Source organism: Streptomyces sp. NPDC014764 (assembly GCF_043082785.1).
GTDB classification, from domain to species: domain Bacteria; phylum Actinomycetota; class Actinomycetes; order Streptomycetales; family Streptomycetaceae; genus Streptomyces; species Streptomyces althioticus.
The window spans coordinates 144,524-171,188 of the sequence record NZ_JBIBXY010000003.1; the positions used below are offsets into that span (position 1 = coordinate 144,524).

Annotated in this window: 25 protein-coding genes and 1 riboswitch; of the genes, 15 read left to right on the plus strand and 10 right to left on the minus strand. The window is 71.3% G+C overall.

Annotated elements, in window-relative coordinates; genetic code table 11:
• Nucleotides 1-284: 284 nt before the first annotated feature.
• From ACF1AG_RS09420 to ACF1AG_RS09430, 3 genes are all read right to left on the minus strand, one after another.
• Nucleotides 285-908, minus strand: a complete 624-nt coding sequence (locus ACF1AG_RS09420) for a GNAT family N-acetyltransferase (RefSeq protein WP_359600040.1) — start codon at nucleotides 906-908, stop codon at nucleotides 285-287.
• A 198-nt stretch (nucleotides 909-1,106) separates the two neighbouring features.
• Complete coding sequence (locus ACF1AG_RS09425) at nucleotides 1,107-2,228, minus strand: family 2 encapsulin nanocompartment cargo protein polyprenyl transferase (RefSeq protein WP_359600038.1); 1,122 nt, start codon at nucleotides 2,226-2,228, stop codon at nucleotides 1,107-1,109.
• Nucleotides 2,229-2,361: 133 nt separating this feature from the next.
• The gene (locus ACF1AG_RS09430; protein ID WP_387794882.1) at nucleotides 2,362-3,768 is read right to left on the minus strand and encodes a family 2B encapsulin nanocompartment shell protein; all 1,407 of its coding nucleotides are present in this window, start codon (nucleotides 3,766-3,768) and stop codon (nucleotides 2,362-2,364) included.
• A 310-nt stretch (nucleotides 3,769-4,078) separates the two neighbouring features.
• Here ACF1AG_RS09430 and ACF1AG_RS09435 point away from each other — a divergent pair, with 310 nt between their 5' ends.
• Together ACF1AG_RS09435 and ACF1AG_RS09440 are read left to right on the plus strand one after the other, a co-directional pair.
• A complete protein-coding gene (locus ACF1AG_RS09435) occupies nucleotides 4,079-4,660 on the plus strand; it encodes an N-acetylmuramoyl-L-alanine amidase (protein WP_359600081.1) in 582 nt (193 codons plus the stop codon).
• Between the two features lie 116 nt (nucleotides 4,661-4,776).
• Entirely contained in the window at nucleotides 4,777-5,679 is a 903-nt protein-coding gene (locus ACF1AG_RS09440) for a pyridoxal-phosphate dependent enzyme (protein WP_359600034.1), read from the plus strand.
• Nucleotides 5,680-5,701: 22 nt separating this feature from the next.
• Here the strand turns inward: ACF1AG_RS09440 and ACF1AG_RS09445 are convergent, their stop codons facing one another.
• Nucleotides 5,702-7,294, minus strand: coding sequence for a Na+/H+ antiporter (locus ACF1AG_RS09445; protein WP_359600032.1), 1,593 nt, complete (start codon nucleotides 7,292-7,294; stop codon nucleotides 5,702-5,704).
• A gap of 60 nt (nucleotides 7,295-7,354) precedes the next feature.
• On the opposite strand from ACF1AG_RS09445, the gene ACF1AG_RS09450 reads away from it, so the two are divergent.
• The 3 genes from ACF1AG_RS09450 to ACF1AG_RS09460 all read left to right on the plus strand — a co-directional run bounded on the left by ACF1AG_RS09450 (nucleotide 7,355) and on the right by ACF1AG_RS09460 (nucleotide 9,417).
• Nucleotides 7,355-7,615: a UBP-type zinc finger domain-containing protein gene (locus ACF1AG_RS09450; protein WP_359600030.1), complete on the plus strand. Its 261-nt coding sequence runs from the start codon at nucleotides 7,355-7,357 to the stop codon at nucleotides 7,613-7,615.
• Between the two features lie 258 nt (nucleotides 7,616-7,873).
• Nucleotides 7,874-8,287, plus strand: a complete 414-nt coding sequence (locus ACF1AG_RS09455; protein WP_006136266.1) for an anti-sigma factor — start codon at nucleotides 7,874-7,876, stop codon at nucleotides 8,285-8,287.
• 17 nt (nucleotides 8,288-8,304) lie between these two features.
• Nucleotides 8,305-9,417, plus strand: a complete 1,113-nt coding sequence (locus ACF1AG_RS09460) for an RNA polymerase sigma factor SigF (RefSeq protein ID WP_359600028.1) — start codon at nucleotides 8,305-8,307, stop codon at nucleotides 9,415-9,417.
• A gap of 16 nt (nucleotides 9,418-9,433) precedes the next feature.
• Here the strand turns inward: ACF1AG_RS09460 and ACF1AG_RS09465 are convergent, their stop codons facing one another.
• On the minus strand, nucleotides 9,434-9,886 hold the full coding sequence (locus ACF1AG_RS09465; RefSeq protein ID WP_359600026.1) for a hypothetical protein: 453 nt from the start codon (nucleotides 9,884-9,886) through the stop codon (nucleotides 9,434-9,436).
• A gap of 116 nt (nucleotides 9,887-10,002) precedes the next feature.
• On the opposite strand from ACF1AG_RS09465, the gene ACF1AG_RS09470 reads away from it, so the two are divergent.
• Entirely contained in the window at nucleotides 10,003-10,971 is a 969-nt protein-coding gene (locus ACF1AG_RS09470) for a diacylglycerol kinase family protein (protein ID WP_359600025.1), read from the plus strand.
• Between the two features lie 317 nt (nucleotides 10,972-11,288).
• Nucleotides 11,289-11,546 carry a WhiB family transcriptional regulator gene (locus tag ACF1AG_RS09475; protein ID WP_003992873.1) on the plus strand — a complete coding sequence of 86 codons (258 nt, stop codon included), beginning with the start codon at nucleotides 11,289-11,291 and terminating at the stop codon, nucleotides 11,544-11,546.
• Nucleotides 11,547-11,788: 242 nt separating this feature from the next.
• On the opposite strand, the gene ACF1AG_RS09480 is transcribed toward ACF1AG_RS09475, so the two are convergent.
• A complete protein-coding gene (locus ACF1AG_RS09480; protein ID WP_391809679.1) occupies nucleotides 11,789-13,255 on the minus strand; it encodes a sensor histidine kinase in 1,467 nt (488 codons plus the stop codon).
• 539 nt (nucleotides 13,256-13,794) lie between these two features.
• Between ACF1AG_RS09480 and nagB the strand changes: the two genes are divergently transcribed.
• The 7 genes from nagB to ACF1AG_RS09515 all read left to right on the plus strand — a co-directional run bounded on the left by nagB (nucleotide 13,795) and on the right by ACF1AG_RS09515 (nucleotide 21,943).
• Entirely contained in the window at nucleotides 13,795-14,580 is a 786-nt protein-coding gene (gene nagB, locus ACF1AG_RS09485; RefSeq protein WP_387794883.1) for a glucosamine-6-phosphate deaminase, read from the plus strand.
• Nucleotides 14,581-14,738: 158 nt separating this feature from the next.
• On the plus strand, nucleotides 14,739-15,503 hold the full coding sequence (locus ACF1AG_RS09490) for a GntR family transcriptional regulator (RefSeq protein WP_086701685.1): 765 nt from the start codon (nucleotides 14,739-14,741) through the stop codon (nucleotides 15,501-15,503).
• A 293-nt stretch (nucleotides 15,504-15,796) separates the two neighbouring features.
• Entirely contained in the window at nucleotides 15,797-16,018 is a 222-nt protein-coding gene (locus ACF1AG_RS09495) for a DUF3311 domain-containing protein (RefSeq protein WP_359600021.1), read from the plus strand.
• Nucleotides 16,015-17,643, plus strand: a complete 1,629-nt coding sequence (gene mctP / locus ACF1AG_RS09500) for a monocarboxylate uptake permease MctP (protein WP_359600019.1) — start codon at nucleotides 16,015-16,017, stop codon at nucleotides 17,641-17,643. Before ACF1AG_RS09495 ends, mctP begins: the two co-directional genes overlap by 4 nt.
• 80 nt (nucleotides 17,644-17,723) lie before the next feature.
• Entirely contained in the window at nucleotides 17,724-18,227 is a 504-nt protein-coding gene (locus tag ACF1AG_RS09505) for a GNAT family N-acetyltransferase (RefSeq protein ID WP_359600017.1), read from the plus strand.
• 49 nt (nucleotides 18,228-18,276) lie between these two features.
• Nucleotides 18,277-18,448: riboswitch (cobalamin riboswitch) on the plus strand.
• A 124-nt stretch (nucleotides 18,449-18,572) separates the two neighbouring features.
• The gene (locus ACF1AG_RS09510) at nucleotides 18,573-20,930 is read left to right on the plus strand and encodes a ribonucleoside-diphosphate reductase subunit alpha (RefSeq protein WP_391809571.1); all 2,358 of its coding nucleotides are present in this window, start codon (nucleotides 18,573-18,575) and stop codon (nucleotides 20,928-20,930) included.
• A 56-nt stretch (nucleotides 20,931-20,986) separates the two neighbouring features.
• Nucleotides 20,987-21,943, plus strand: coding sequence for a ribonucleotide-diphosphate reductase subunit beta (locus ACF1AG_RS09515; protein WP_387795065.1), 957 nt, complete (start codon nucleotides 20,987-20,989; stop codon nucleotides 21,941-21,943).
• Nucleotides 21,944-21,962: 19 nt separating this feature from the next.
• Here the strand turns inward: ACF1AG_RS09515 and ACF1AG_RS09520 are convergent, their stop codons facing one another.
• Nucleotides 21,963-22,184 carry a hypothetical protein gene (locus ACF1AG_RS09520; protein ID WP_359600014.1) on the minus strand — a complete coding sequence of 74 codons (222 nt, stop codon included), beginning with the start codon at nucleotides 22,182-22,184 and terminating at the stop codon, nucleotides 21,963-21,965.
• A 93-nt stretch (nucleotides 22,185-22,277) separates the two neighbouring features.
• On the opposite strand from ACF1AG_RS09520, the gene ACF1AG_RS09525 reads away from it, so the two are divergent.
• A complete protein-coding gene (locus ACF1AG_RS09525) occupies nucleotides 22,278-23,240 on the plus strand; it encodes a helix-turn-helix domain-containing protein (protein WP_359600012.1) in 963 nt (320 codons plus the stop codon).
• Nucleotides 23,241-23,262: 22 nt separating this feature from the next.
• Here the strand turns inward: ACF1AG_RS09525 and ACF1AG_RS09530 are convergent, their stop codons facing one another.
• The 3 genes from ACF1AG_RS09530 to def all read right to left on the minus strand — a co-directional run bounded on the left by ACF1AG_RS09530 (nucleotide 23,263) and on the right by def (nucleotide 26,579).
• A complete protein-coding gene (locus tag ACF1AG_RS09530) occupies nucleotides 23,263-24,630 on the minus strand; it encodes a cytochrome P450 (RefSeq protein WP_359600010.1) in 1,368 nt (455 codons plus the stop codon).
• Nucleotides 24,627-25,712, minus strand: coding sequence for an epi-isozizaene synthase (gene cyc1 / locus ACF1AG_RS09535; RefSeq protein WP_387794885.1), 1,086 nt, complete (start codon nucleotides 25,710-25,712; stop codon nucleotides 24,627-24,629). The genes ACF1AG_RS09530 and cyc1 overlap by 4 nt, the downstream gene beginning before the upstream one ends.
• A 216-nt stretch (nucleotides 25,713-25,928) precedes the next feature.
• Entirely contained in the window at nucleotides 25,929-26,579 is a 651-nt protein-coding gene (def, locus tag ACF1AG_RS09540; protein WP_359600008.1) for a peptide deformylase, read from the minus strand.
• Nucleotides 26,580-26,665 lie beyond the last annotated feature (86 nt).

The following is a 26,665-nucleotide window of genomic DNA, read 5'->3' on the forward strand; positions in this document are numbered from 1 at the left end:
CGCCGTCACCGCGACCGGGAGGGCGACGGCCACGGCGGCGACCGCGCCGCGCCGACAGGTGCCCGGCGGCCATGAGTCTCTCGTCCCCGCGGTCGGTCCCGGTTCCATGAGCGCCCCGCTCCGCTCGTCCTCCGTCCGGGGCCGGTGAGGCCGGGCGCGCGGGGGCGCGGCGCAGGGCCGGACGTCCCTACGGGGAGGGGTCATCCCGCGGGCCGGGGCGGTGGCAGTGCCCGCGAGCTCCAGCTCCGCCGGACCGGTCACCCCGCGGGACGAGGGGCTGCGGGTCAGCCCTGCGCACCCACCACGCGGGGTTCGCGCCACATCGGGTACATGAGCGGGCCGTCGGGCAGGCGCAGGGGCTCGCCGGTGACCTCGAAGCCGAGGCGGCGGTACAGCCGGACGCTGCGCTCGCTGCTCGCCTCCAGGTACGCGGACCGGCCCTCGCGGTCGCAGCGGTCGAGGACGGAGCCGATCAGCGCGGTGCCGAGCCCTTCACCCTGCCGGCCCGGGGCCACGCCGATCATCCACAGGTACTCGTGGGCGCGGCCCTGGGGGTGGATGCCCGCGGTGAGCCGGCCGATCATCTCCACCCGCTCGTTGTCGGGGTCGACGGCTCGGCGCAGTTCGGCGAACTCGTCCTCGCCCCCGTCCGCCTCGCCGTGCCCGGGGGCCTCCGCCGGGACGGACATCCACAGGGCGCACGCCGAGCCGTCCTCGACGAGGTCGACGCGGCCGTCGGCGAGGGTGGCGTCGGTGAAGGCGGCCATGAGCCGGTGGTGCGTCGCACGCCGGTACTCCGCGCCGGGGAACACCCAGCTGCTGACCGGATCGTCCTGGAACGCCTCGTCCAGCAGCCGGACCACCAGCTCCCGGTCGTCCCCGCCGGCCGTCCGGATCGCCACGCCCATGTGCACCCCTTCGCCTCAACCGTCGTTGTGCGTACGGGGGTTGAGACTAGCCGGACCGGGCGGGGCAGCAGGGGGCGGGCCCCGCACACCGTGGGGAAGTGCGGGACCCGCCGGTCCGGGCCACGGAAGCCGTACGGGTCAGGGTCCGCACGGCGGCACGTGGTCCCGGGGGCCGAGAGGACGGCTCGCGCCGTCCCGTCAGGTGGTGCGCCGGGTGACGAACTCGGCGAGGGCCAGCAGCCCTCCCGCCGCCTCCGGGTCCGGCACCGCGCGGGCCACCTCCTGCATGGCGCGGGCCATCCGGTCCGCCGCCTGGGTCTGCGCCCAGTCACGGCCACCGGCCCGCTCCACGAGCCGGGTGAGCTCCTCGGCCTCCTCCTTCCGGTGCGGGGCGGCGTACGCGGCGGCCAGCTCCGCGGCCTCCGGGGTGCCGGAGGTGAGCGCGGCGACGACCGGCAGCGACTTCTTGCGGGCGGCGAGATCCGCACCGGCCGGCTTGCCGGTACGGCGCGGGTCGCCCCAGGTGCCGATCACGTCGTCGATCAGCTGGAACGCCAGCCCGGCCTCCCGGCCGAAGGCGTCCATCGCCGCCACCTCCGCGTCCCCCGCCCCCGCGTACAGCGCACCGAGGGCGCAGGCACAGCCGAGCAGGGCCCCGGTCTTCGCCTCCGCCATGGCGAGGGTCTCCTCCAGGGTCACCTCGTCGGGTGCGCGGCGCTCCATGGCGGTGTCCGCGTGCTGCCCGGCGCACAGCTCGACCACGCACTGCGTGAGCCGGGCGGCCGCGGCCGGGGCAGCCGGGTGGGGGTCCTCGGCGAGCAGCCGCAGGGCGAGCGCCTGGAGGGCGTCCCCCACGAGGATCGCGTCGGCGTCCCCGAACACCGTCCACACCGTGGGCCGGTGGCGGCGGGTGGTGTCACGGTCCATCACGTCGTCGTGGACGAGCGTGAAGTTGTGGACCAGTTCGACGGCGGCCGCCGCCCGCACAGCTGCCGTGCCCGCGGCGGAACCGCCGAGGGCCGAGGCCGCCGCGAACACCAGGGCCGGCCGGAGCGCCTTCCCCGAGCCTCCGGCGGCCGGGGTGCCGTCCGCGTTCTGCCAGCCGAAGTGGTACAGCGCGAGACGGCGCATCGACGCCGGCAAGGACCCGAGGGCCGTGCGCAGCACCGGGTCGACGGCGGCCCGGGTCCGCTCCAGCAGGGCGGCCGCCTCGTGCCCGTCCCCGGTGTGCGCCTCCGGCCCCGGCCTGCTGTCGGGCGCGGTGAGTGCCGTGCGCTGCTCCGGGCGGCCCGTGGTCGGCCGGGCCATGGACTCCGTCATCGACTTCCCCCTGGGACCGACTCGGTGAGGGCATGGAGGGACGGCGCTACCGCACCCGTCGAGCACGTTCCCCCCAGATGTACCCGCCCTGACGGGCGGGGACACGGCGCGCGCCGCGCAAGCCGGCGGACGGTCACCGCCACCGGCCGATCTCGACGTTCTCCAGGACGCCCAGCGCGTCCGGGACCAGCACCGCCGCCGAGTAGTAGGCCGTGACCAGGTACTTGATGATGGCCTGTTCGTTGATGCCCATGAAGCGCACCGACAGGCTGGGCTCGATCTCGTCGGGGATGCCGGCCGCGCGGAGGCCGATGACGCCCTGGTCCTCCTCGCCGGTGCGGAGCGCGATGATGGAGGTGGTGCGGGCCTCGGTCACCGGGATCTTGTTGCACGGGTAGATGGGCACGCCCCGCCAGGTGGGGATGCGGTTGCCGCCGACGTCGACCGTCTCCGGGACGAGTCCCCGCTTGTTGAGCTCGCGGCCGAACGCGGCGATGGCGCGCGGGTGGGCGAGCAGCAGCCGGGTGCCGCGACGCCTGCTGAGCAGTTCGTCCATGTCGTCGGGACTGGGCACCCCGTCGTGGGGCTGGATCCGCTGGTCGTACTCGCAGTTGTGGAGCAGGCCGAAGTCACGGTTGTTGATCAGCTCGTGCTCCTGGCGCTCCTTCAGCGCCTCGACGGTCAGCCGGATCTGCTGCTCCGTCTGGTTCATCGGCTGGTTGTACAGGTCGGCCACGCGGGTGTGGATGCGCAGCACGGTCTGGGCGACGCTGAGTTCGTACTCGCGGGGCCGGGCCTCGTAGTCGACGAACGTGTGCGGGATGTCCGGCTCGCCGCTGTGGCCGGCCGCGAGGTCGATCTCCTTCTCGCCGTACCTGTTGGTGGGCTGCTGCGGGATGTCGACCCGGCGGCGCAGGTGCTCGCGCAGCGTCTCGGACCGCTCGGCGACCTGGTCGACCGCGTCGCGGGGCAGCACCAGGACCGTGCACGCGGTGAGGGTGCGGGCCGTGTACTCCCAGATGGCGTCGTCGTCCTGGAGGGCCTGCTCGCCGAAATATGCCCCGTCGGCGAGCACACCGAGGGACTCGTCCTCCCCGTAGGGGCCGGTGCCGACGCGCTCCACCCGGCCGTGCGCCAGCAGGTACACCTCGTCGGCGGGGCTGCCGAACGAGGCGATGACCTGGCCCGCCTCGATCTCCCGCTGGCGGCAGCGGGAGGCCAGTTCCGTGAGCACCTCCTCGTCCTCGTAGTCACGCAGCACGGGCAGTTCGCCCAGTTCGGCGGGGATGATCTCCACCCGGTCGCCCGTCTTCACGAAGGTCAGGCGGCCGTCGCCCACGGCGTAGGTCAGCCGCCGGTTGACCCGGTACGTGCCGCCCTGCACGTCGACCCAGGGCAGCATCCGCAGCAGCCAGCGCGAGCTGATCTCCTGCATCTGCGGCACGGACTTGGTCGTGGTGGCCAGGTTCCGCGCCGCCGCCGTACCGAGGCTCTGCTGCTGCCCGGTCTGCTCCGTGCGGACCTCTTCGCCTACCGACATAGAGAAATGCCCTCCCCAATAGATCCACGCCCGGCCGTGCCGGGCGTCGTGGTGCGTGATCAAGCGTTCCTCACGCACCGTGCCCGCGCCATTACCCGATCGAGCGGGGTTGGATCTTCACAGGGCTGGGCAGACTGAGCGGCCTGCCGACGGCGGCAACGACGGCAGGGCGGAAGGAACTTGTCCGGATCGGCTCGCACAGCAGCCGAACGAGTACTTGAAAGGCCGACTTCCGGCTATAGGCCCTGTACCAGACGGCCGCACCCGGCGGCCGTCGATCGGTACGAAGGAGGGCGGCATGGCCCCACCCATGTCCGCGAGCGCGTTCCTGCGCGCGCTCAAGGCGGAGGGTCTCACGGTCGTCGAGGTCGGCGACTGGCGTGACCACAACCGCAACCACAAGGGCCCCTGGGGGCCGGTGCACGGGGTGATGATCCATCACACCGTGACCAAGGGCAGCAAGGCGACCGTCGACATCTGCCGCAAGGGCTACTCGGGGCTGCCGGGGCCGCTCTGCCACGGCGTGATCACCAAGGACGGCCGGGTGCACCTCGTCGGGTACGGCCGGGCCAACCACGCGGGGCTCGGCGACGACGACGTGCTGCGGGCGGTGATCGCCGAGAAGAAGACGTTCCCGACAGACAACGAGGCCAACACCGACGGCAACCGGCACTTCTACGGCTTCGAGTGCGAGAACCTCGGCGACGGGAAGGACCCGTGGCCGGCGGCGCAGCTGGAGGCCATCGAGAAGGCCGCGGCGGCGGTCTGCCGCTACCACGGCTGGAACGAGCAGTCGGTGATCGGCCACCTGGAGTGGCAGCCGGGCAAGGTGGACCCGCGCGGGTTCACCATGGCGTCGATGCGCAAGCGGATCCGTGACCGTCTGAAGTGACCGGACCGTGTCACCGTCCGACGTGACCGGCGCCGCGGCGCTCGTCGCCGGTGTTCCGCCCTCGTGACACCCCCCACGCGGAACACCGGCGCCCGCCTCGGGCGACAATGGCCCGCATGACCAGCTCGGACGCGCTCACCGGCCTGCGCCCGCGGCTTCCCTCGCCGCTGGAGGAGACCGTCGACGCGCGGTTCGAGCGGCACGGGGTGCGGCTGCTGCTGAAGCGGGACGACCTCGTCCACCCGGAGCTGGTGGGCAACAAGTGGCGCAAGCTCGCCCCGAACCTGGCGGCGGCCGGCGGGCGGACGGTGCTCACCTTCGGCGGGGCGTACTCCAACCATCTGCGGGCCACGGCCGCCGCCGGCCGGCTGCTCGGGCTGCGCACGGTGGGCGTGGTGCGCGGCGAGGAGCTGGCGGACCGGCCGCTCAACCCGTCTCTGGCGCGCTGCGCGGCCGACGGCATGCGGCTGCGCTTCGTGGCGCGCTCGGTGTACCGCCGCAAGACCGATCCGGACACGCTCGCGGCCCTGCTGCGCGCGGCGGACGCGGAGGACGCCTACGTCGTGCCCGAGGGCGGCAGCAACGCCGCCGCGGTGCGCGGGTGCGTGAAGCTCGGCCGGGAACTGGCGGGCGCGGCGGACGTGGCCGCGGTGGCGTGCGGCACGGGCGGCACGCTCGCGGGGCTGGCCGCCGGGCTCCCCGGGAGCGCGCGGACGCTCGGCATACCGGTGCTCAAGGGCGGCTTCCTCACCGCGGAGACACGGGCCCTGCAGACGGAGGCCTTCGGCGGGCCGCGCGGGGCGTGGAGCCTGGACGACCGGTTCCACCACGGCGGCTACGCGCGCGTGCCGGCGGACCTGGAGGCGTTCGCCGCGGACTTCGAACAGCGTCACGGCGTCCCCGTGGAACGTATCTATGTCGCCAAGTTGCTTCATGCACTTGTCACCCTGGCCGGGGAGGGCGCCTTTCCGCGCGGGAGCACGGTCGCCGCGGTGATCACCGGGCGGCCGTTCCCCTGAACCGCACGCGCTCCGGGAAGGCCTACTCCGCCTCCCGGTAGGCCGCGGCCTCCTCCAGGTCCAGCCGGCGCAGCAGTGTCCGCAGCATCTCGTCGTCGATGTAGCGCCCGTCGCGCAGCTTCACGAACATCTCGCGCTCGGCGCCGATCATCTCCCGGGACAGCCGCCGGTAGGTGTCGTCCACCGACTCCCCGGTGACCGGGTTGACCTGCCCGAGCCGCTCCCAGACGGCGTTGCGGCGACGCTCCAGGACGCTGCGCAGCCGCTCGGCCAGCGGCGCGGGCAGGGCGTTGCGCTCGTCGGCGAGCAGTTCGTCGAGGCGCTCCTCGGCGACCCGGGACGCCTGCGCCTGCGCGTTGGCCTCGGCCAGGGTCTCGGCCTGCGGGTCGCGCCCGGGCAGCCGCAGCAGCCGGATCAGCGGGGGCAGGGTGAGGCCCTGCACGACGAGGGTGCCGATGACGGTGGTGAAGGTCAGGAAGAGCAGCAGGTACCGGTGCGGGAAGTCGTCGCCCTCCGCGGTGACCGGGATCGAGAAGGCGATGGCGAGCGACACCACCCCGCGCATCCCCGCCCAGGAGATCACGAACGGCCCCTTCCAGCCGGGTCTCCGCTCGCGCCCCCTGATCCGCGCGGAGACGAGCCACGGCAGCCAGATCGCCGGGTAGACCCAGAGGAACCGCACTGCGACGACCACCGCGAAGACGGCCACGGCGTACCAGACGGAGGCGATGCCCTCGTGCTCGCCGAGCCCGCGCATGACGACGGGCAGCTGGAGCCCGATGAGGGCGAACACCGCCGACTCCAGGACGAACGCGACCATGCCCCACACCGCGCTCTCCTGGAGCCGGGTGGCGAAATCGACCTCCCATGCGCGGTGCCCGAGGTACAGCGCGACCACCACGACGGCGATCACCCCGGAGGCGTGCACCTGCTCGGCCACGGCGTACGCGACGAACGGGATGAGCAGCGACAGCGTGTTCTGCAGCAGCGTCTCGCGCAGGTGGGTGCGCAGCCAGTGCATCGGCGCCATCAGCACCAGGCCGACGACCACGCCGCCGACGGCCGCCAGCAGGAACTCCCCCACTCCCCCGGCCCAGCTCACGCCCTCGCCGACGGACGCGGCCACGGCGACCCGGAACGCGGTGATCGCGGTGGCGTCGTTGAACAGCGACTCGCCCTGGAGGATGGTCGTGATCCGCGAGGGCAGGCCGACCCTGCGGGCCACCGCCGTCGCCGCGACGGCGTCCGGGGGCGCCACCACCGCGCCGAACACCAGCGCCGCGGTGAGCGGCAGATTCGGCACCAGCAGGTACAGCACCCAGCCCACGGCGAGCGTCGCGAACAGCACGTACCCGACGGAGAGCAGGGCCACCGGCCGCAGCTGCGCCCGGAGGTCCAGGTAGGAGCTGTCCACGGCCGCGGTGTAGAGGAGGGGCGGGAGGATCAGCGGCAGCACGATGTGCGGGTCGAGCGCGTAGTCGGGCACGCCCGGGACGTAGCTGACCACCAGGCCCACCGCGACCAGCACCAGCGGCGGCGGCACCGGAGTCCGCCGGGCGGCGGCGGCCACCGCGGCGCTGCCCGCGACCAGGATCAGCAGAGGCATCACGTCCATGTCGGGCCCACCCTCGTTTTTCCGCGCGGCCGTCCGCACGACCGTCGTAATCTGGCAATCATGAAACAGTGCACGCACGCCGAGGCGTTGCCGCACCCGGAACCGCCCGCACTCGACGAGACGTGTCCGGAGTGTCTGCGGGAGGGCACGGACCCGGTGCAGCTTCGCCTCTGCCTCACCTGCGGTCACGTCGGCTGCTGCGACTCCTCACCGAACCGGCACGCGACGCGGCACCACAGGGAAACCGGCCATCCCGTGATGCGGACCTTCGAGCCCGGTGAGGACTGGCGCTGGTGCTTCGTCGACCACGTACTGGTGTGACGTGGCGGGACCACGGTGCCGGACGGTTCGGCGGTCCGGCGCCTGGGTACGTCAATGCGGCGCGCGCTCTTCCCATTTGGCCGTCGCAGACCCCTAGCCACGGAGCGTGTTCGCAGTTTTACTATGAGTGACGGCAACGGGTCGGGGTCCCGGCGACAGGACCGCCGGGAGCGCGATAGCGTCACCGCTGAACCACGTAGCGCGTTGCCCGGGGGCGAACACAGGCCCTGAAACGCTTGTACCACCTTGGAGGTGAGGGTGTCCCAGATCGCTGGCGAGCCCGCGACCCAGGACTTCGTGGAAGTCCGGCTGCCGGCCGCGGGGGCCTACCTGTCGGTGCTGCGTACGGCCACGGCCGGCCTCGCGGCCCGTTTGGACTTCACCCTCGACGAGATCGAGGACCTGCGCATCGCGGTCGACGAGGCCTGCGCGATCCTGCTCCAGCAGGCCGTGCCGGGATCGGTGCTCAGTTGCGTCTTCCGGCTCGTCGACGACTCGCTCGAGGTCACCGTCTCGGCGCCCACCACGGACGGCCACGCCCCGTCGCGGGACACCTTCGCCTGGACCGTGCTGTCCGCGCTCGCGGGCAAGGTCTCGTCCGCCGTCGACGAGGACAGAACCGTGTCGATCAGCCTCTACAAACAGCGCGGCGCGGGACCCGGGCCGGCGTGAGGAGCGAGGACGGGCCGGTGCGGGACGAAGAACGCGGCACACGGGAGCTGCCGGCCGAGCGCGTGCCGGACGGTATCGACGGCATCCCCGAGCAGGCCCGGCCGCATCCGGAGGACGACTCCGCGAGGGGCGTCGGACCGGGCGGCGGGCAGGCCGGCGGTGCCGCGCGGGACACGTCCGCGGCCGGGCCGGCCGCTCCCGGCGGGGAGGCACCCGCCCTGGCCGAGCCGGAGGCGGGGGACGAGGCGAGCGCTCGGGGAAGGGCGACGGGCGGGACGATGAGCGAGCACGAGCGAGAGGCCGAGGAGCAGGCGGCGCCTGCCCCCGGCGCACGGAGCACACGGGGTGTGCCGGGCACGCACGCGCACCACGACCCGCAGGACCGCAGCGGGGCGCGCGCCCTCTTCCTCGAACTGCGCACGCTGGAGGACGGCAGCCCCGAGTACGCGGAGCTGCGCAACCGGCTGGTGCGGATGCACCTGCCGCTCGTCGAGCACCTGGCGCGCCGCTTCCGCAACCGCGGCGAGCCGCTGGACGACCTCACGCAGGTCGCCACCATCGGACTGATCAAGTCCGTCGACCGCTTCGACCCGGACCGGGGCGTGGAGTTCTCCACGTACGCCACACCGACGGTCGTCGGCGAGATCAAGCGGCACTTCCGCGACAAGGGCTGGGCCGTGCGGGTGCCGCGGCGGCTCCAGGAGCTGCGGCTGTCGCTCACCACGGCCACGGCGGAGCTGTCCCAGTTGCACGGCCGCTCCCCCACGGTGCACGAGCTCGCCGAGAAGCTGGCGATCTCGGAGGAGGAGGTCCTGGAGGGCCTGGAGTCGGCGAACGCCTACTCCACGCTGTCCCTGGACGTGCCCGACACCGACGACGAGTCCCCGGCGGTCGCCGACACCCTCGGCGCGGAGGACGAGGCGCTGGAGGGCGTGGAGTACCGGGAGTCGCTGAAGCCGCTGCTGGAGGACCTCCCGCCGCGCGAGAAGCGGATCCTGCTGCTGCGCTTCTTCGGCAACATGACCCAGTCGCAGATCGCGCAGGAGGTCGGCATCTCTCAGATGCACGTCTCCCGGCTGCTGGCCCGCACCCTGGCCCAGCTGCGGGAGAAGCTTCTCGTCGAGGAGTAGGCGCCGGCGCGGTGCGTCACTTCGCGGGGTCGCCCGCGTTCCCGGGTCCGCGGATGCCGAGGGCCCGGGTGGTCTCCGCGTTGATCAGCAGCACCAGCGCGGTCACGGCGACGACTGCGAGCCCGATCCCGGCGGGGATGGCCACGCCGTCCGACGTCAGCATGTTGTAGGCCACGGGCAGCGCCATGATCTGCGTGATGACGGCAGGCCCGCGGCTCCAGCTCCGCCGGGCGAACAGGCCGCGCGCGGCCAGCAGCGGCAGCAGCGCCAGCACGATCAGTGTGACCCCGCCGGTGACGGACTGCTGCCGGTCGTCCGGCTCGCCCGCGAGGCCGAGCACCAGCAGCCAGACGCCGCCGACGACCAGCGCGAGCCCCTCCAGCGCGGCGAGAACCGCGGCGTACGTCAGACGGCGCGGACGGACGCCGGTGTCGTCGGGGCCGGTGACGGGGGTCTGCTCGCTGCTCACCCCTGCAGGGTAGCCGCCGAAGGGGAGCCGTCCCGTGGCGAGGTTCACGCCCGGGCCGTCCACAGGGCGGCACCTCGGTCTGGGCCGGGTACCGCTCAGTAGGTACCCTGCACGTCATGCGTGCACTTCTCGTGGTCAACCCGGCGGCAACCACCACCAGTGCGCGCACGCGCGACGTGCTGATCCACGCGCTCGCCAGTGAGATGAAACTCGACGCGGTGACCACGGAGTACCGGGGTCACGCCCGGGACCTGGGCCGGCAGGCGGCGGAGAGCGGCGAGGTCGACCTGGTGGTCGCCCTGGGCGGCGACGGCACGGTGAACGAGGTGGTCAACGGCCTGCTGCACGCGGGACCCGATCCGGAGCACCTGCCCGGTCTCGCCGTGGTTCCCGGCGGCTCCACCAACGTCTTCGCCCGCGCCCTCGGTCTGCCCAACCAGCCCGTGGAGGCGACCGGTGCGCTGCTGGACGCGCTGCGCGAGGGCCGGGAGCGGACGGTGGGCCTGGGGCTGACCTCGGGCACGCCGGGCACCGAGGACGAGGCGGTGCCCGCCCGCTGGTTCACCTTCAACGCGGGGCTGGGCTTCGACGCCGGCGTGGTCGGCCGGGTGGAGCAGCAGCGGGAGCGCGGCCGGCGGTCGACGCACGCGCTGTACATGCGCCAGGTGGTGCGTCAGCTGCTGGGCGACCCGCACCGCCGCAACGGCGTGATCACGCTGGACCTCGAGGGCGAGGAGCCGGTCGAGGACCTGGTGCTGTCCATAGTCTCGAACACTTCGCCGTGGACGTTCCTCGGCAACCGTCCGATCTACGCCTCGCCCCAGGCGTCGTTCGACACCGGACTCGATCTCTTCGGTCTCACCCGGATGTCGACCCCCGCGGTTGCCCGGTATGGCACGCAGTTGCTCACTTCGTCCCCGGAGCGCGGCCCCCACGGCAAGCACGCCGTGACGCGACACGATCTGACACGCTTCACCTTGCATTCGAAGGTGCCGCTGCCCCTTCAGATGGATGGTGACCACCTGGGGCTGCGTACCAGCGTGACGTTCACAGGCGTTCGCCGTGCACTGCGTGTGATTGTGTGAGCAGAAAGGGCCAAAGTCCTTTCAGTCGAACGTTTAGGCCAGGGTCCACCCCATGGAAGTACGGCTGTGACCTAGTCGACACCGAAGAATCAAAAAAAACTTTCCGGAAGGGGTTGTATCCGCCGCCGAGGTTTGCGAGTCTCTTCTTGGCGATCGGGACGGCCCGCAACACCGGCCTCCACAGATCACCGGAACCCCTCTTCAAACCCAAGGACCACGCCAGGCACCCTGGCGGTCGGCCCTTCACTTGTTGGGGGATTCGTGAAAGCGTTCACATTCACAAGCACCTGCAGTAATACCAAGGAGAGGTAGCAGCCATGGACTGGCGTCACAACGCCGTTTGCCGCGAGGAAGACCCCGAGCTCTTCTTCCCCATCGGCAACACCGGTCCCGCGCTGCTGCAGATCGAGGAAGCCAAGGCCGTCTGCCGCCGCTGCCCGGTGATCGAGCAGTGCCTGCAGTGGGCGCTCGAGTCCGGTCAGGACTCCGGCGTCTGGGGTGGTCTCAGCGAGGACGAGCGTCGCGCGATGAAGCGCCGCGCTGCCCGCAACCGGGCGCGTCAGGCCTCCGCCTGACGACCCCGCCCCAGCAAACAGCCTGAGCTTGGCGGCGCGTGTGTGCCCGTCCGGATGACTCCGTGGACGGCGCACACGCATCTCCCGCCCCGAGCCGCAGCGCGAAGTTCCCCCGACGCCCGTCCCGATCGGGCAGGGGAAGCGAGGAACGAGCATCAGCCCCGGACCGTGGTCCGGGGTCTTTTGCTGTTCCGGGGCCCGTCACCGTCCTGAGAGGGCCCGGGCGCGCCGGGCCCCGGCGGTCAGGAGTCCGCCTGCACCGGGATGTCGAGAATCACGCGGGTCCCACGCTCCGGCGCCGGGACCATGTCGAAGGTGCCACCCAACTCCCCCTCCACCAGCGTCCGTACGATCTGCAGGCCCAGGTTGCCCGCGGTGTGCGGGTCGAAGCCCTCGGGCAGGCCCACACCGTCGTCCTGCACGGTGACCAGCAGGCGCGCCTCCCGTGAGGTGCCGCCGCGCACCGCGGACACCTCGACGGTGCCGGTCTCGCCCTCGCGGAAGCCGTGCTCCAGCGCGTTCTGCAGCACTTCGGTCAGCACCATCGACAGGGGCGTGGCCACCTCGGCGTCGAGTATCCCGAAGCGGCCCGAGCGCCGGCCGGTGACCTTGCCCGGGGAGATTTCGGCGACCATGGCGAGCACCCGGTCGGCGATCTCGTCGAACTCCACGCGCTCGTCCAGGTTCTGGGACAGCGTCTCGTGGACGATGGCGATGGAGCCGACCCGCCGCACCGCCTCCTCCAGCGCCGCCCGTCCGCGCTCCGACCCGATCCGGCGGGCCTGCAGTCGCAACAGGGCGGCCACGGTCTGGAGGTTGTTCTTCACCCGGTGGTGGATCTCCCGGATGGTGGCGTCCTTGGTAATCAACTCGCGTTCCCGGCGGCGCAGTTCGGTCACGTCCCGGAGCAGCACCAGGGAGCCGATGCGGGTGCCCTTCGGCTTCAGCGGGATGGCGCGGAACTGGATGACGCCGTCGTCGGACTCGATCTCGAACTCGCGGGGCGCCCAGCCGCTCGCGACCTTCGCCAGCGCCTCGTCCACCGGCCCGCGCGAGGGGGCCAGTTCGGCGGTGGTTTGTCCGAGGTGATGGCCCACCAGGTCCGCGGCCAGGCCGAGGCGGTGGTAGGCGGACAGGGCGTTGGGCGAGGCGTACTGGACGACCCCGTCGGCGTCGACCCGGATCAGACCGTCGCCGACGCGCGGCGAGGCGTCCATCTCCAACTGCTGGTTGGCGAACGGGAAGGCGCCGGCCGCGATCATCTGGGCCAGGTCCGAGGCGCTCTGCAGATACGTGAGCTCCAGCCGGCTCGGGGTGCGCACGGTGAGCAGGTTGGTGTTGCGCGCGATGACGCCGAGGACCCGTCCCTCACGCCGTACGGGAATGGACTCGACGCGGACCGGGACCTCCTCGCGCCACTCCGGGTCGCCCTCGCGCACGATGCGGCCCTCGTCCAGGGCCACGTCCAGCATGGGCCGGCGGCCGCGCGGGACCAGATGGCCGACCATGTCGTCCTGGTAGGAGGTCGGGCCGGTGTTGGGCCGCATCTGCGCGACGGAGACGTAGCGCGTGCCGTCGCGGGTGGGGACCCACAGGACCAGGTCGGCGAAGGAGAGGTCGGAGAGCAGCTGCCACTCCGAGACCAGCAGGTGGAGCCACTCGAGGTCGGTGTCGTCGAGGGCGGTGTGCTGGCGTACGAGTTCGTTCATGGAGGGCACGTCAGCGAGCGTACCTGTGGGTTCGTGACCTCTGGAAACACCCGCGGGCCGCGGCGCCTGGGAGGGACCCTCAACCCTCCCGGCACCGCAGCCCGGAGCAATATCGGCCGGTGGGGTGTGCGGTCCCGGTCGGCCGAAGGATGAGGAGCCGGGGCAGTCAGGGCAGAGAGCCTCGGATCCTCGGTCCGCCTTCCTGTGCGGGGAAGGCAGGTCTGTGTGTCCTGCTACGCATTGTGGACTAGACCACTGCGCCTGTAAATGCGTCGTACGGCGTTCTTCGACGGTCGCCCCGCGCCCTGGCGGACGCAGACGGGTCCACCACGCAGCCTAACCCGACGGGAGTCCGTGCGGGGCCGGTCGGACGCCACGATTTCGGGGCACCCGGGCGCGGGGGGCGGTTCGGGCCCGGGTACCGGTTTCGCCTCGGCGGACGGACGGCCCTCTGCTAGATTGAGATTGGTCTAAACCACATGGCCCCGGCGTCCCGGGGCCCGTCCCAGTCGAGTCCACCGGAAGATCGGCAGGCCCAAGTGGAAGTAGTCATCGTTGCGGACGCCAAGGCGGGTGGCGAGCTCGTCGCCGAGGCCATGGCACAGCTGCTGCGGCGCAAGCCCGACGCCCTCCTCGGCGTGGCGACCGGTTCCACGCCGCTGCCCGTCTACGAGGCGCTGGCCGCGAGGGTCCGCTCCGGTGCCGTGGACACCTCCAGGGCGCGGGTGGCCCAGCTCGACGAGTACGTGGGGCTGCCCGCCGACCACCCGGAGTCCTACCGCTCCGTGGTGAAGCGCGAGGTCCTCGAACAGCTGGGCATTCCCATGGACGCCTTCCTCGGCCCCGACGGCACCGCCGAGGACGTGCAGGCCGCGTGCGAGCGCTACGACCGTGAGCTGGCCGAGGCCGGCGGCGTGGACCTCCAGCTGCTCGGCATCGGCACCGACGGGCACATCGGCTTCAACGAGCCGTGCTCGTCACTCGCCTCGCGCACCCGGATCAAGACGCTGACCGAGCAGACCCGGGTGGACAACGCCCGCTTCTTCGACGGCGACATCGGCCAGGTGCCGCACCACGTCATCACCCAGGGCATCGGCACCATCCTGGAGGCCCGGCACCTGGTGCTGCTGGCCACCGGCGAGGGCAAGGCGGACGCGGTCGCCGCCACCGTCGAGGGTCCGGTCGCCGCGGTGTGCCCGGCGTCCGCGCTCCAGCTGCACCCGCACGCCACCGTGGTGATCGACGAGGCCGCCGCCTCAAAGCTGAAGCTCGCCGACTACTTCCGCCACACCTACGCCAACAAGCCGGACTGGCAGGGCCTCTGACCACTGCCCGTGGTCTGGACCATCACTGGTCACAGGGGTATACAAAAGGGATCACGGAGCGCGCGAGGGGCCCGCCCCCGCCCGGAGCCGTGCCACGATGTCAGCCGCGGCCGACGGTCTGTCGGCCGCTTCGGCAGCCGGAGCCGGGAAGGCAGAGCATGAGCACCGACGTCAGCAGTGCGGAGAACGAGGGTGGGACCGCGGTCCGTACGGCGCGCGTGCCCAAGTACTACCGGCTGAAGAAGCACCTGCTCGACATGACCGAGACCGCGCCCCCCGGCACGCCGGTCCCGCCCGAGCGCACGCTGGCGGCCGAGTTCGACACCTCCCGCACCACCGTGCGCCAGGCCCTCCAGGAACTGGTGGTCGAGGGCCGTCTGGAGCGCATCCAGGGCAAGGGGACCTTCGTCGCCAAGCCCAAGGTGTCCCAGGCGCTCCAGCTCACCTCGTACACCGAGGACATGCGCGCGCAGGGTCTGGAGCCGACCTCGCAGCTCCTCGACCTCGGGTACATCACGGCCGACGACCGGCTGGCCGGCCTGCTCGACATCACCGCCGGCGGCCGCGTGCTGCGCATCGAGCGGCTGCGCATGGCCAACGGGGAGCCCATGGCCATCGAGACCACCCACCTAAGCGCCAAGCGCTTCCCGGCTCTGCGCCGCAGCCTGACCAAGTACACCTCCCTCTACACGGCCCTCGCCGAGGTGTACGACGTCCATCTCGCGGAGGCCGAGGAGACCATCGAGACGTCCCTGGCCACGCCGCGCGAGGCGGGCCTGCTCGGCACCGACGTGGGCCTGCCGATGCTGATGCTGTCCCGGCACTCGCTGGACCGGGACGGGCAGCCCGTGGAGTGGGTGCGGTCGGTGTACCGGGGCGACCGGTACAAGTTCGTCGCGCGCCTCAAGCGCCCCCAGGACTGAGCCCGGCGCGCCCTCAGGACTGAGCCCGGCAGGCCCCGGAACTGAGCCCGGCAGGCCGCAGCACGGCCCGCTGTGCGACCGCATATCCCGACAGACCGGGTGGTTGACAGGATTTTCGTTGCTGTTGCCTTGCGGTTGCGCTGCTGCTGCATACCGCCCCTCTTACGGGGGGTTACGACCGCCCCGCGCCCTCACCTACATTGCCGCGAGCCAACGTCGGCGATCAGTGAGGGGACGGGAGCCGTCTGATGTCGCAAACCCCGCGAACAACACCAGGGCCGGTGGTGACGCCCATGCGCGTCGTCATCGGCGTCTGTCTGCTCGCACCATTCGTCGCCATGCTGTGGGTCGGGTCCTACGCCAAGACCGACCCGGTGTTCATCGGCATCCCGTTCTTCTACTGGTACCAGATGCTGTGGGTGCTGATCTCGACCGCGCTGACGATGATCGCGTACAAGCTCTGGCAGCGTGACCAGCGCGCCCGCTCGGCCGCGAAGGGCGGTGCGGAGCAGTGAACGACGGCGTGAACGGCGTGGCACTCGCCGTCTTCATCTTCTTCTTCGTGCTCGTCACCGTGATGGGCTTCCTGGCCGCGCGCTGGCGCAAGGCGGCGAACGAGCACACCCTCGACGAATGGGGCCTGGGCGGGCGGTCGTTCGGCACCTGGGTCACCTGGTTCCTGCTCGGCGGCGACCTGTACACCGCGTACACCTTCGTGGCCGTCCCGGCGGCGATCTACGCGGCCGGCGCGGCCGGCTTCTTCGCGGTGCCGTACACGATCCTCGTGTACCCGCTGATCTTCACGTTCCTGCCCCGGCTGTGGTCGGTGTCGCACAAGCACGGCTATGTGACGACCTCGGACTTCGTGCGCGGCCGGTTCGGCTCGAAGGGGCTGTCGCTGGCCGTCGCGGTCACCGGCATCCTGGCGACGATGCCGTACATCGCGCTGCAACTGGTGGGCATCCAGGCCGTGCTGGACGTGATGGGCGTCGGCGGCGGAGAGAACACCAACTGGTTCATCAAGGACCTGCCGCTGCTCCTCGCCTTCGGTGTGCTGGCCGCGTACACCTACTCGTCGGGGCTGCGGGCGCCCGCGCTGATCGCGTTCGTCAAGGACACGCTGATCTACATCGTGATCGCGGTGGCGATCATCTACATCCCGATCAAGCTGGGCGGGTTCGACGAGATCTTCGCGTCCGCGCAGGAGGCGTACAGCGAGACCAACCCGGCCACGGGTGCCCCGCGCGGCGCCCTGGTGCCGGGCGAGGCGGGCCAGTGGACGTACGCCACGCTGGCGCTGGGCTCGGCGCTCGCGCTGTTCATGTACCCGCACTCGATCACCGCGACGCTGTCCTCGCGCAGCCGTGAGGTGATCCGCCGCAACACCACGATCCTGCCGCTGTACTCGCTGATGCTGGGCCTGCTGGCGCTGCTCGGATTCATGGCGATCGCGGCCGGGGTGAAGGTGCAGAACGGCCAGCTGGCCATCCCGCAGCTGTTCGAGAACATGTTCCCGGACTGGTTCGCCGGTGTGGCCTTCGCGGCGATCGGCATCGGCGCGCTGGTGCCGGCGGCGATCATGTCGATCGCGGCGGCGAACCTGTTCACCCGCAACATCTACAAGGACTTCATCAAGCCCGACGCGACGCCCAAGCAGGAGACCGCCGTCTCCAAGGCCGTGTCGCTGCTGGTGAAGGTGGGCGCGCTGGCCTTCGTGCTGACCATGGACAAGACGGTCGCCATCAACTTCCAGCTGCTCGGCGGCATCTGGATCCTGCAGACCTTCCCGGCGCTGGTGGGCGGCCTGTTCACCCGCTGGTTCCACCGCTGGGCGCTGATCGGCGGCTGGGCGGTCGGCATGATCTACGGCACGGTAGCCGCGTACGGGGTGGCGTCGCCGACGCAGAAGCACTTCGGCGGCTCCGCCAAGGAGATCCCGGGCATCGGGGAGATCGGCTACATCGGCCTCACCGCCTTCGTGATCAACGTGCTGGTCACGGTCGTCCTGACCTTCGTCATGCGGGCGGTCAAGGCGCCGGAGGGCGTCGACGAGACCGAGCCGCGGGACTACACGGCGGACGCCGGCGACCCGGGCGTGCAGGTGGAGCTTCCGCCGGCCACGGCGGACAGCAAGCACTGACGACGTTCACGCACAGGACAGCGGGCCGCCGGTGGAAAACCGGCGGCCCGCTGTCGTCCCCGTGCGGCAGACTCCCCCGCATGGACATCGTCATCCGGCCGGCGGCGCCCGGCGAGCACGCGGAGCTCGGTGAGATCACCGCGCAGGCCTATCTCGGCGACGGGCTGCTGGACTTCGGGGAGTCCGACGCCTACCTGGGCGAGCTGCGGGACGTGGGCAGACGGGCGGCGGCCGCCGAGGTCCTGGTCGCCGTGGCGGACGGCACGCTGCTGGGCGGGGTGACGTTCGTGCCGGGCCCCGGGCCCATGGCCGACATCGCGGAGCCCGGCGAGGCGGAGATACGGATGCTGGCCGTCTCCCCCGCCCACCGCGGCCGGGGCGCCGGCGAGGCGCTGGTGCGCGCCTGCGCCGACCGGGCGCGGGCGCTCGGCCGCACGCGGATGGTGCTGTCCACGCAGCGCACGATGCACTCCGCGCACCGGGTGTACGAGCGGCTGGGCTTCACGCGAGCCCCCGGGCGGGACTGGAACCCGCTGCCGGAGCTGGACGACATCATGCTGCTCGTCTACGAACTGACGCTCTGACGGCTGGGCACAGCCCTTCCGTCCGGCCCCACCATAACTCCAACGCGACACAACATATGGGTCCGTCGGCGACACCCGGCACAAGATGTATGCTCATGCTCGCTGTCGTCGCAGGGGAATCCGGTGCGAATCCGGAACTGTCCCGCAACGGTGTACCCATGCCTGCCCACGGGCGCGCACGGGAGTCAGTCCGAGGACCTGCCGACAGTGCGCCCGGCCCTTCCGGTCCGGGTGCCCTGACGTCCGGGCCTCGCGGAATGGGCCGGTGGACGCGACGCCGCGTGCGTTCGTGTGCTGCCCCCTGCGCTCCTCGAGGCCCCTGTGCCGAGCGAGGGAGAGCCACACGTGACCATCGCGCCAGCCGATCCGGCTTCAGCGACCCGCGTGACCGAGGAGAGCGACGGCCCCGGGGCCGCGCTGCTGCGGACCCTGACCCAGCTGACCGCCGACCTGCCCGACGCCGACGCCGGCCGGGTTGCCGCCGCCGCGCTGCGCGGCCGGTCAGCCGCCGCCGACGAGGCGGAGCTGCGGGACCTGGCCACCGAGGCGGCGGCCGGACTGATCTCCGAGGACCCCGCGTACTCCCGGCTCGCCGCCCGGCTGCTCACCCTCGGCATCCGCGCCGAGGCCGCCTCGCAGGGTGTCACCTCGTTCACCGGCTCGGTGGCCGCCGGTCACCGGGAAGGCCTGATCGGCGACCGCACGGCCGCGTTCATCCGGCTCCACGCGGCCCGTCTGGACGCGCTGGTCGACACGGACGCCGACGACCGGTTCGGCTACTTCGGCCTGCGCACCCTGCACAGCCGCTACCTGCTGCGCCACCCGGTCACCCGCAAGGTCGTCGAGACGCCCCAGCACTTCCTGCTGCGGGTCGCCTGCGGGCTCGCCGAGGACGAGAGCGGGCGGGCGCTGGAGGACGTCGCCGCACTGTACGGGCTGATGAGCCGGCTGGACTACCTGCCCTCCTCCCCCACGCTGTTCAACTCCGGCACCCGCCACCCGCAGATGTCGTCCTGCTACCTCCTGGACTCCCCCAAGGACGAGCTGGACTCCCTCTACGAGCGCTACCACCAGGTCGCACGCCTGTCGAAGCACGCCGGCGGCATCGGCCTGTCCTTCTCCCGGGTCCGCGCCCGGGGTTCGCTGATCCGCGGCACCAACGGGCACTCCAACGGCATCGTCCCGTTCCTGAAGACGCTGGACGCCTCGGTCGCCGCCGTGAACCAGGGCGGCCGGCGCAAGGGCGCCGCCGCGGTCTACCTGGAGACCTGGCACGCGGACATCGAGGAGTTCCTCGAGCTGCGCGACAACACCGGTGAGGACGCCCGCCGTACGCACAACCTGAACCTGGCGCACTGGGTGCCGGACGAGTTCATGCGCCGGGTCGCCGACGACGCGCAGTGGTCGCTGTTCTCCCCGGTGGACGTGCCCGAGCTGGTCGACCTGTGGGGCGAGGAGTTCGACGCGGCCTACCGGGCCGCCGAGGCGAAGGGCCTGGCCCGCAGGACGCTTCCGGCACGCGAGCTGTACGGCCGGATGATGCGCGCCCTCGCGCAGACCGGCAACGGCTGGATGACGTTCAAGGACACCGCCAACCGCACCGCCAACCAGACCGCCGAGCCGGGCCACGTCGTCCACTCCTCCAACCTGTGCACGGAGATCCTGGAGGTCACCGACGACGGGGAGACGGCGGTCTGCAACCTCGGCTCGGTCAACCTCGCGGCATTCGCAGGCCCGGACGGCATGGACTGGGAGCGCCTGGACGCGGCGGTCCGCACCGCCGTGACGTTCCTGGACCGGGTGGTCGACATCAACTTCTACCCGACCGAGGAGGCATCCCGCTCCAACAGCCCCTGGCGCCCGGTGGGCTTGGGCGTGATGGGGCTGCAGGACGTGTTCTTCCGGCTGCGGATGCCGTTCGACTCCCCCGGGGCGAAGGCGCTCTCCACCCGGATCGCCGAGCGCATCATGCTCGCCGCGTACGAGACGTCCGCCGGTCTGGCCGAGCGGCACGGCCCGCTGCCCGCCTGGGAGAAGACCCGCACCGCGCGGGGCGTGCTGCACCCCGACCACTACGGCGTCGAGCTCGCCTGGCCGGAGCGCTGGGAGGCGCTGCGGACCCGGATCGCCGCGACGGGCCTGCGCAACGCGCTGCTGCTGGCGATCGCGCCCACCGCGACCATCGCGTCGATCGCGGGCGTGTACGAGTGCATCGAGCCGCAGGTGTCCAACCTGTTCAAACGCGAGACGCTGTCCGGGGAGTTCCTCCAGGTCAACTCGTACCTGGTGGAGGACCTCAAGCGGCTCGGCGTGTGGGACGCGCGCACCCGTGAGGCGCTGCGCGAGGCGAACGGCTCGGTGCAGGACTTCGCCTGGATCCCCGAGGACGTACGGCGGCTGTACCGCACGGCGTGGGAGATCCCGCAGCGCGGCCTGATCGACATGGCCGCCGCCCGGACCCCGTTCCTGGACCAGGCGCAGTCGCTCAACCTGTTCCTGGAGACGCCGACCATCGGGAAGCTCTCCTCGATGTACGCCTACGCCTGGAAGCAAGGGCTGAAGACCACCTACTACCTGCGCTCCCGCCCGGCGACCCGGATCGCCCGCGCGGCCCGCGCCGCCGTCCCCGTCCAGCAGCCGGCCGACCCCGAGGCCGTCGCCTGCTCCCTCGAGAACCCCGAATCCTGCGAGGCCTGCCAGTGACCACCAGCACGACCAAGAACCTGCTCGACCCCGGCTTCGAGCTGACCCTGCGCCCCATGCGCTACCCGGACTTCTACGAGCGCTACCGGGACGCGATCAAGAACACGTGGCACGTCGAGGAGGTGGACCTGCACTCGGACGTCGCCGATCTGGCGAGGCTGACGCCCGAGGAGCAGCATCTGATCGGCCGGCTCGTGGCGTTCTTCGCCACCGGCGACTCGATCGTGGCGAACAACCTGGTGCTGACGCTGTACAAGCACATCAACTCGCCGGAGGCGCGGCTGTACCTGTCGCGGCAGCTGTTCGAGGAGGCCGTGCACGTCCAGTTCTACCTGACGCTGCTGGACACCTACCTGCCCGATCCGGACGACCGGGCGGCGGCCTTCGCGGCCGTGGAGAACATCCCGTCCATCCGGGAGAAGGCCGAGTTCTGCTTCCGGTGGATGGACTCGGTGGAGCAGATCGACCGGCTGGAGTCGCGGGCCGACCGGCGCCGCTTCCTGCTGAACCTGATCTGCTTCGCGGCCTGCATCGAAGGGCTGTTCTTCTACGGCGCGTTCGCCTACGTCTACTGGTTCCGCAGCCGGGGTCTGCTGCACGGGCTGGCGACCGGCACCAACTGGGTGTTCCGCGACGAGACGATGCACATGAGCTTCGCCTTCGACGTGGTGGACACCGTGCGCAAGGAGGAGCCGGAGCTGTTCGACGAGGAGCTGGGGCAGCAGGTCACCGACATGCTGCGCGAGGCCGTGGAGGCGGAGCTGCAGTTCGCCCGTGACCTGTGCGGGGAGGGGCTGCCCGGCATGAACACCGCGTCGATGCGGGAGTACCTGGAGTGTGTCGCCGACCAGCGTCTGGTGCGGCTGGGCTTCGCGCCGGTGTACGGCTCGGAGAACCCGTTCTCCTTCATGGAGCTGCAGGGCGTGCAGGAACTGACCAACTTCTTCGAGCGCCGTCCGTCCGCGTACCAGGTCGCCGTGGAGGGCACGGTCGACCTGGACGAGGACTTCTAGGGCCCGGGCCGGGGCCGTCTCACGCCGCCCGTGCGCGGCTGCGTGAGGCGGCCCGGTGCTCCGGGCGGGACGCGACCCGCGTGTCGGGCGGTTCGGTGACGGGCACCGCCTCCGCCCGCCGGATCTGCCGGTCGATGCGGCGGTCGCGCAGGATGCCGATCACGGCGGGCGCGACCATGAGGACGAACAGGCCGAGAACGGCCACCATCGCGATCAGTGCTTCTGTCTGCGTCGTGTTCATGGACACCACTGTGGCGCCGGACACTCCTGACCGGGAGCGGCAGGACTGCCGTACACCCTCGATTTACTGCCAACGACGAGGCACACTGGGTTCATGCTCCGGAATGTGGCGGCCGTCCTGCTCGACGGCGTGAATCCGTTCGAACTCGGCGTGGTCTGCGAGGTCTTCGGCATCGATCGCAGCGACGACGGGCTGCCGGTGTACGACTTCGCCGTCGCCTCGGCGGAGGGGGCCTCGGTCCGCACCAGCACCGGTTTCACGCTCCAGACCGAGCACAGCCCCGAGCGGCTGGAGACGGCCGACCTGATCACCGTGCCCGCCGGCGCCTCCTACGCCTCCCGGGAGTTCCCGCCCGAGATGCTGGACGCGCTGCGCCGGGCGGTGGACCGGGGCGCGCGGGTGCTGAGCGTGTGCTCCGGGGTGTTCGTGCTGGCCGCCGCCGGGCTGCTGGAGGGGCGGCGGGCGGCTGTGCACTGGAAGCACGCGGAGGAGCTGAGCCGCCGCTATCCGCATCTGACGGTCGAGCCCGACGTGCTCTACGTCGACGAGGACCCGGTGATCACCTCCGCGGGCACCGCCGCGGGCATCGACGCCTGTCTGCACCTGGTGCGCAAGGAGCAGGGCCCGGAGGTGGCCAACCGGATCGCCCGCCGGATGGTCGTGCCCCCGCACCGCGACGGCGGGCAGGCCCAGTACATCGAGCGTCCGCTGCCGGAGCCCGGGGGAGACTCGGTCGCCGGGGTGCTGGTTTGGATGGAGCAGCACCTCGACGAGGAGGTCACCGTCGAGCAGCTCGCCGCCCGCGCCCTCATGTCGCCGCGCACCTTCGCCCGCCGCTTCCAGCAGGAGACCGGCACCACTCCCTACCGCTGGCTCCTGCGTCAGCGGGTGCTGCTGGCCCAGCATCTGCTGGAGCGGACGGACGAGACGGTGGACGCGATCGCGGGCCGCACCGGCTTCGGCAACGCGGCCGCGCTGCGCCACCACTTCGTGCGCGCGGTGGGGACCACCCCGCAGTCCTACCGGCGCGCGTTCAGGGGCCCGGAGGCCGCCTGACCGCGCGCCGCACGGCGGGACGTCAGCGGGGCCGCGCCCGCAGCATCAGCCGGCGGGGCCGCAGCGTGATGCCGATGCGGGGCCGGGGGTCGGAGTCCGACGCGTGCTCGAAGCGGTACGCGTGGGCGACCACGGCGGTGATGAGCGTGAGCTCCGCCATGGAGAAGTGGTCGCTGGGGCACTTGCGGTTGCCCACGCTGAACGGGCTCATCGCGTACTTGGGCACGTCCTTGGACCGCTCCGGGAGCCAGCGGTCCGGGTCGAAGTCCTCGTGCCGCTCGTACGACCGCCGGTCGCGCTGGATCGCGAACGGGCTGTAGATGAGGTCCGCGCCCTTCGGAATGCGGTAACCGCCGAGTTCCGTGTCGGCGACCGCGCGGCGGGTCAATATCCATACGGCCGGATACAGCCGCAGGGTCTCCGTGACGACATTCGCGGTGTACGTCAGCTTCCGCACGTCGTCGAATGCGACACGGCGGTCGCCGACCACGGATTCCACCTCGTCGCGGATCTTGTCGCCGAGTTCCGGGTGTTCGGTGAGAACCAGGAGGAGCGACATGACCGTGGATCCGACGGTTTCCGCGCCGGGGGTCAGGATGGCGATGACCTGATCATGGATCTCCTGTTCCCCGATGGGGTCGCCATTGTCGTCCTTCGCCTCCAGCAAAGCCGTCAGCAAATCGTCCGGTTTTTGACCGCTCGCCCGCCGGTCGGCGACGATCTCGTCGACCAGGACATGCAAATCGGCCAGGGCCCGGTTGAATTCCCGATTGGCCGGAAGCGGAACCTTGTAGAGCGGCCCGAGCGGCACCACCATGCGCTGGTACATCCCCGCGAACAGGGTGGTGAGGTCGGCGCATATGCGATCGGCGCGGGCGTCCATGTAGCTGCCGCGCATCAGACAGCGGGCGGCCACCCGCACGGCCACGCGGAACGACTCGTACGTGATGTCCAGCACCCCGTCCGCGTCCCGCCAGCGCTCCACGAGCGCGTAGGACTCCTCCGCCATGATCGGGCCGTAGGCGGGGATCGCGTCGAGGCGGAACGCCGGCTGGATGGTGCGCCGCTGGCGGCGGTGCAGCGTGCCGTTGGCGGTGGCCACGCCCTCCTTGCCGAGCAGGCTCTCCAGCGACTCCCACAGGGGGCCGGCGATGATGTAGTCCGGGCTGAGCGCCACCGCCCCGGTGAGGGCGGGGGTGGTGACGGCGTAGACGGTCTTGGGACCCAGTTTCAGGCGCACCACGTCGCCGTGGTCGCGCAGCTGGGACAGGAAGGCCAGCGGGTCGCGCACCAGGCGCCAGCCGTGGCCGAGGAGCGGGACGGCGCCGCCCGCCACGGGCGGCTCGGCCGTCGCGGTGGCGTCCTCCGGGCGTACGGACTCGACGGTCATTTCTCACCTTCCGCTGCGTTGTCGACGTACGGGGGCGTGGACCGGTCGTCCCAGCTGTCGACCCGGTACCGGCCGGACTCGTGGTGGAACCAGTAGACGGAACTGAACCAGTTCCGCATGTTGCCGACGCAGGCGCGCACGGCGGCGCTCGTCTCCTTTCCTCCCACCGTCCCGTCGTCGAGCCGGTCGGCGAACCGTAATGCCTCCTGTTCCGCGTCCAGGAATTCGCTGATGCATTCCTCGACACGGCGCCGCACGTCGGCGATCGCCTCTTCGAGGGTCATTCCCTCGTGGGTGACGAGACTGATCCCGAGATTGTGCACCTCGTTTCCGGCGATTTCCTTGGGAAGCGAGCAGAGGTCGTTGTACCAGGCGGCGAATTCCTGACTGAGCAGCGCCGGTTTCCGATAGGCCGGGTTCTTCCGCACCGCGTCCGGGAGTTCGCACCCCGCGCTCGGTTCCAGAAGGTCCGTCCAGATCCAGTGCGCGAACGTGAGCCGGCGCAGCTCGAGGTATTCCTCGACGGTCGGGACGATGCCCTCGGTGCGGTTGTGGAACTCCCGGTCGTACGCCTCGATCACGGCGTGGAAGTGGCGGGCGAACCGCGCGTTCCAGGTGTCCGGAAGGAACGCGTGGAGCCGCCGCACGCTGTCGGCGAGGCCCGCGACCACGGGGTCCTGGTGACCCAGGTGGTCACCGGGGCGGTCGAGGGCGTTGTGCAGCAGGTCCTTCAGCCGCCGCCAGGCGTCGGGCCGGCCGTGCACGATGTCGCGATCGTGACGGTCGTCCCAGACGAAGAACCAGGCGCTGTAGTCCGCTATGGCCTGGAGGACCTCGTCGGGCGCGCCGATGTAGTAGCCCGCCATGAGGTCCGTGTAGCACAGGCCGTCGGCATATTCCTCCACCTTGTCCGGCGTCATGAGCCGCTTTTCGAGCAGCCATGCCCGGGTCTCCCTCTGGAGCTTCGGCCAATACGGGTGGAGTTGCCGGGGAAACGCCGCCTCGATCACCGGAAGAGACAGCGCCGGTGGAACTGCGATGGTGGTCGGTGTCGATGTGGAGCCGTGTGACAAAGCATGCACGAACATTCCCCTCTCAGCCGCCAGTTGAGCGCCCGCCCCCCGAGCCGGGCGTACGCCGTGCGTATCCCCGTACCTCCATTCAGCACCACAACTGACCGTTCTGGGAACGGATTTGCTTCTTTCACTACCTTTGGATGCGCACAGACGAACGGCGCCCGTCCGGGATGTGCCGGATCGGGCGCCGTGCGCGTGATGTGAAGGGAACCGTGCAGGCGGTCAGTCGTTGGCGACCACGGGGTAGCGCGGCTCGTTCTCGGCCATCTGCTTCAGCGCGGCCTTGCGCTCGCGCTTCGACAGACGGTCGATGTACAGGTAGCCGTACAGGTGGTCCGTCTCGTGCTGGAGGCAGCGCGCGAAGTACCCCGTGCCGCGTACCCGGACCGGGTTGCCCTTCTCGTCCTGACCGGTCACCTCGGCGTAGTCGGGCCGGGCCAGCGGCGCGTACGCGGTGGGCACCGACAGGCAGCCCTCGCTGCTGTCGTCCAGCCGGCGCCGCTCGGCGGGCAGTTCGACCAGCTTGGGGTTGCAGATGACGCCGACGTGGCGCACGCCCTCGTCGTCGGGGCAGTCGTAGACGAAGACCTTCAGGTCGACACCGATCTGGTTGGCGGCCAGACCCACGCCCTCGGCGGTGCGCTGGCTGGCGAACATGTCGGCGACGAGCTGCTGGAACTCCTCGCCGAAGTCCGTGACGTCCTTGCACTCCTTGTGCAGCACCGGGTTGCCGACCACGGTGATCGGGCGCGAGGTGCCGCGCTCCCGCCACTCCGCCTCGCGCTTCTCGCAGTCCTCCGTGTCGATGACGTAGCCCTCGTCGTCGACGGGGAGCACGCCCGCGTGCTGCTGATCGGTGTCCTGCTGAGCCATGACCGACGTGTGCCTTCCTGAGATGACCGAGAGTGCTGTGACAAGGGTAAGTGCAGCGCCCCCGTCAGGGGCGCGGGACAGTATCG

Coding starts and splice junctions, on each gene's coding strand:
- ACF1AG_RS09420 (WP_359600040.1), bottom strand. CDS start 908: ATGGGCGTGGCGATCCGGACGGCCGGCGGGGACGACCGGGAGCTGGTG.
- ACF1AG_RS09425 (WP_359600038.1), bottom strand. CDS start 2,228: ATGACGGAGTCCATGGCCCGGCCGACCACGGGCCGCCCGGAGCAGCGC.
- ACF1AG_RS09430 (WP_387794882.1), bottom strand. CDS start 3,768: ATGTCGGTAGGCGAAGAGGTCCGCACGGAGCAGACCGGGCAGCAGCAG.
- ACF1AG_RS09435 (WP_359600081.1), top strand. CDS start 4,079: ATGTCCGCGAGCGCGTTCCTGCGCGCGCTCAAGGCGGAGGGTCTCACG.
- ACF1AG_RS09440 (WP_359600034.1), top strand. CDS start 4,777: ATGACCAGCTCGGACGCGCTCACCGGCCTGCGCCCGCGGCTTCCCTCG.
- ACF1AG_RS09445 (WP_359600032.1), bottom strand. CDS start 7,294: ATGGACGTGATGCCTCTGCTGATCCTGGTCGCGGGCAGCGCCGCGGTG.
- ACF1AG_RS09450 (WP_359600030.1), top strand. CDS start 7,355: ATGAAACAGTGCACGCACGCCGAGGCGTTGCCGCACCCGGAACCGCCC.
- ACF1AG_RS09470 (WP_359600025.1), top strand. CDS start 10,003: ATGCGTGCACTTCTCGTGGTCAACCCGGCGGCAACCACCACCAGTGCG.
- ACF1AG_RS09475 (WP_003992873.1), top strand. CDS start 11,289: ATGGACTGGCGTCACAACGCCGTTTGCCGCGAGGAAGACCCCGAGCTC.
- ACF1AG_RS09480 (WP_391809679.1), bottom strand. CDS start 13,255: ATGAACGAACTCGTACGCCAGCACACCGCCCTCGACGACACCGACCTC.
- ACF1AG_RS09490 (WP_086701685.1), top strand. CDS start 14,739: ATGAGCACCGACGTCAGCAGTGCGGAGAACGAGGGTGGGACCGCGGTC.
- ACF1AG_RS09495 (WP_359600021.1), top strand. CDS start 15,797: ATGCGCGTCGTCATCGGCGTCTGTCTGCTCGCACCATTCGTCGCCATG.
- ACF1AG_RS09505 (WP_359600017.1), top strand. CDS start 17,724: ATGGACATCGTCATCCGGCCGGCGGCGCCCGGCGAGCACGCGGAGCTC.
- ACF1AG_RS09515 (WP_387795065.1), top strand. CDS start 20,987: ATGCGCTACCCGGACTTCTACGAGCGCTACCGGGACGCGATCAAGAAC.
- ACF1AG_RS09520 (WP_359600014.1), bottom strand. CDS start 22,184: ATGAACACGACGCAGACAGAAGCACTGATCGCGATGGTGGCCGTTCTC.
- ACF1AG_RS09525 (WP_359600012.1), top strand. CDS start 22,278: ATGCTCCGGAATGTGGCGGCCGTCCTGCTCGACGGCGTGAATCCGTTC.
- ACF1AG_RS09530 (WP_359600010.1), bottom strand. CDS start 24,630: ATGACCGTCGAGTCCGTACGCCCGGAGGACGCCACCGCGACGGCCGAG.
- def (WP_359600008.1), bottom strand. CDS start 26,579: ATGGCTCAGCAGGACACCGATCAGCAGCACGCGGGCGTGCTCCCCGTC.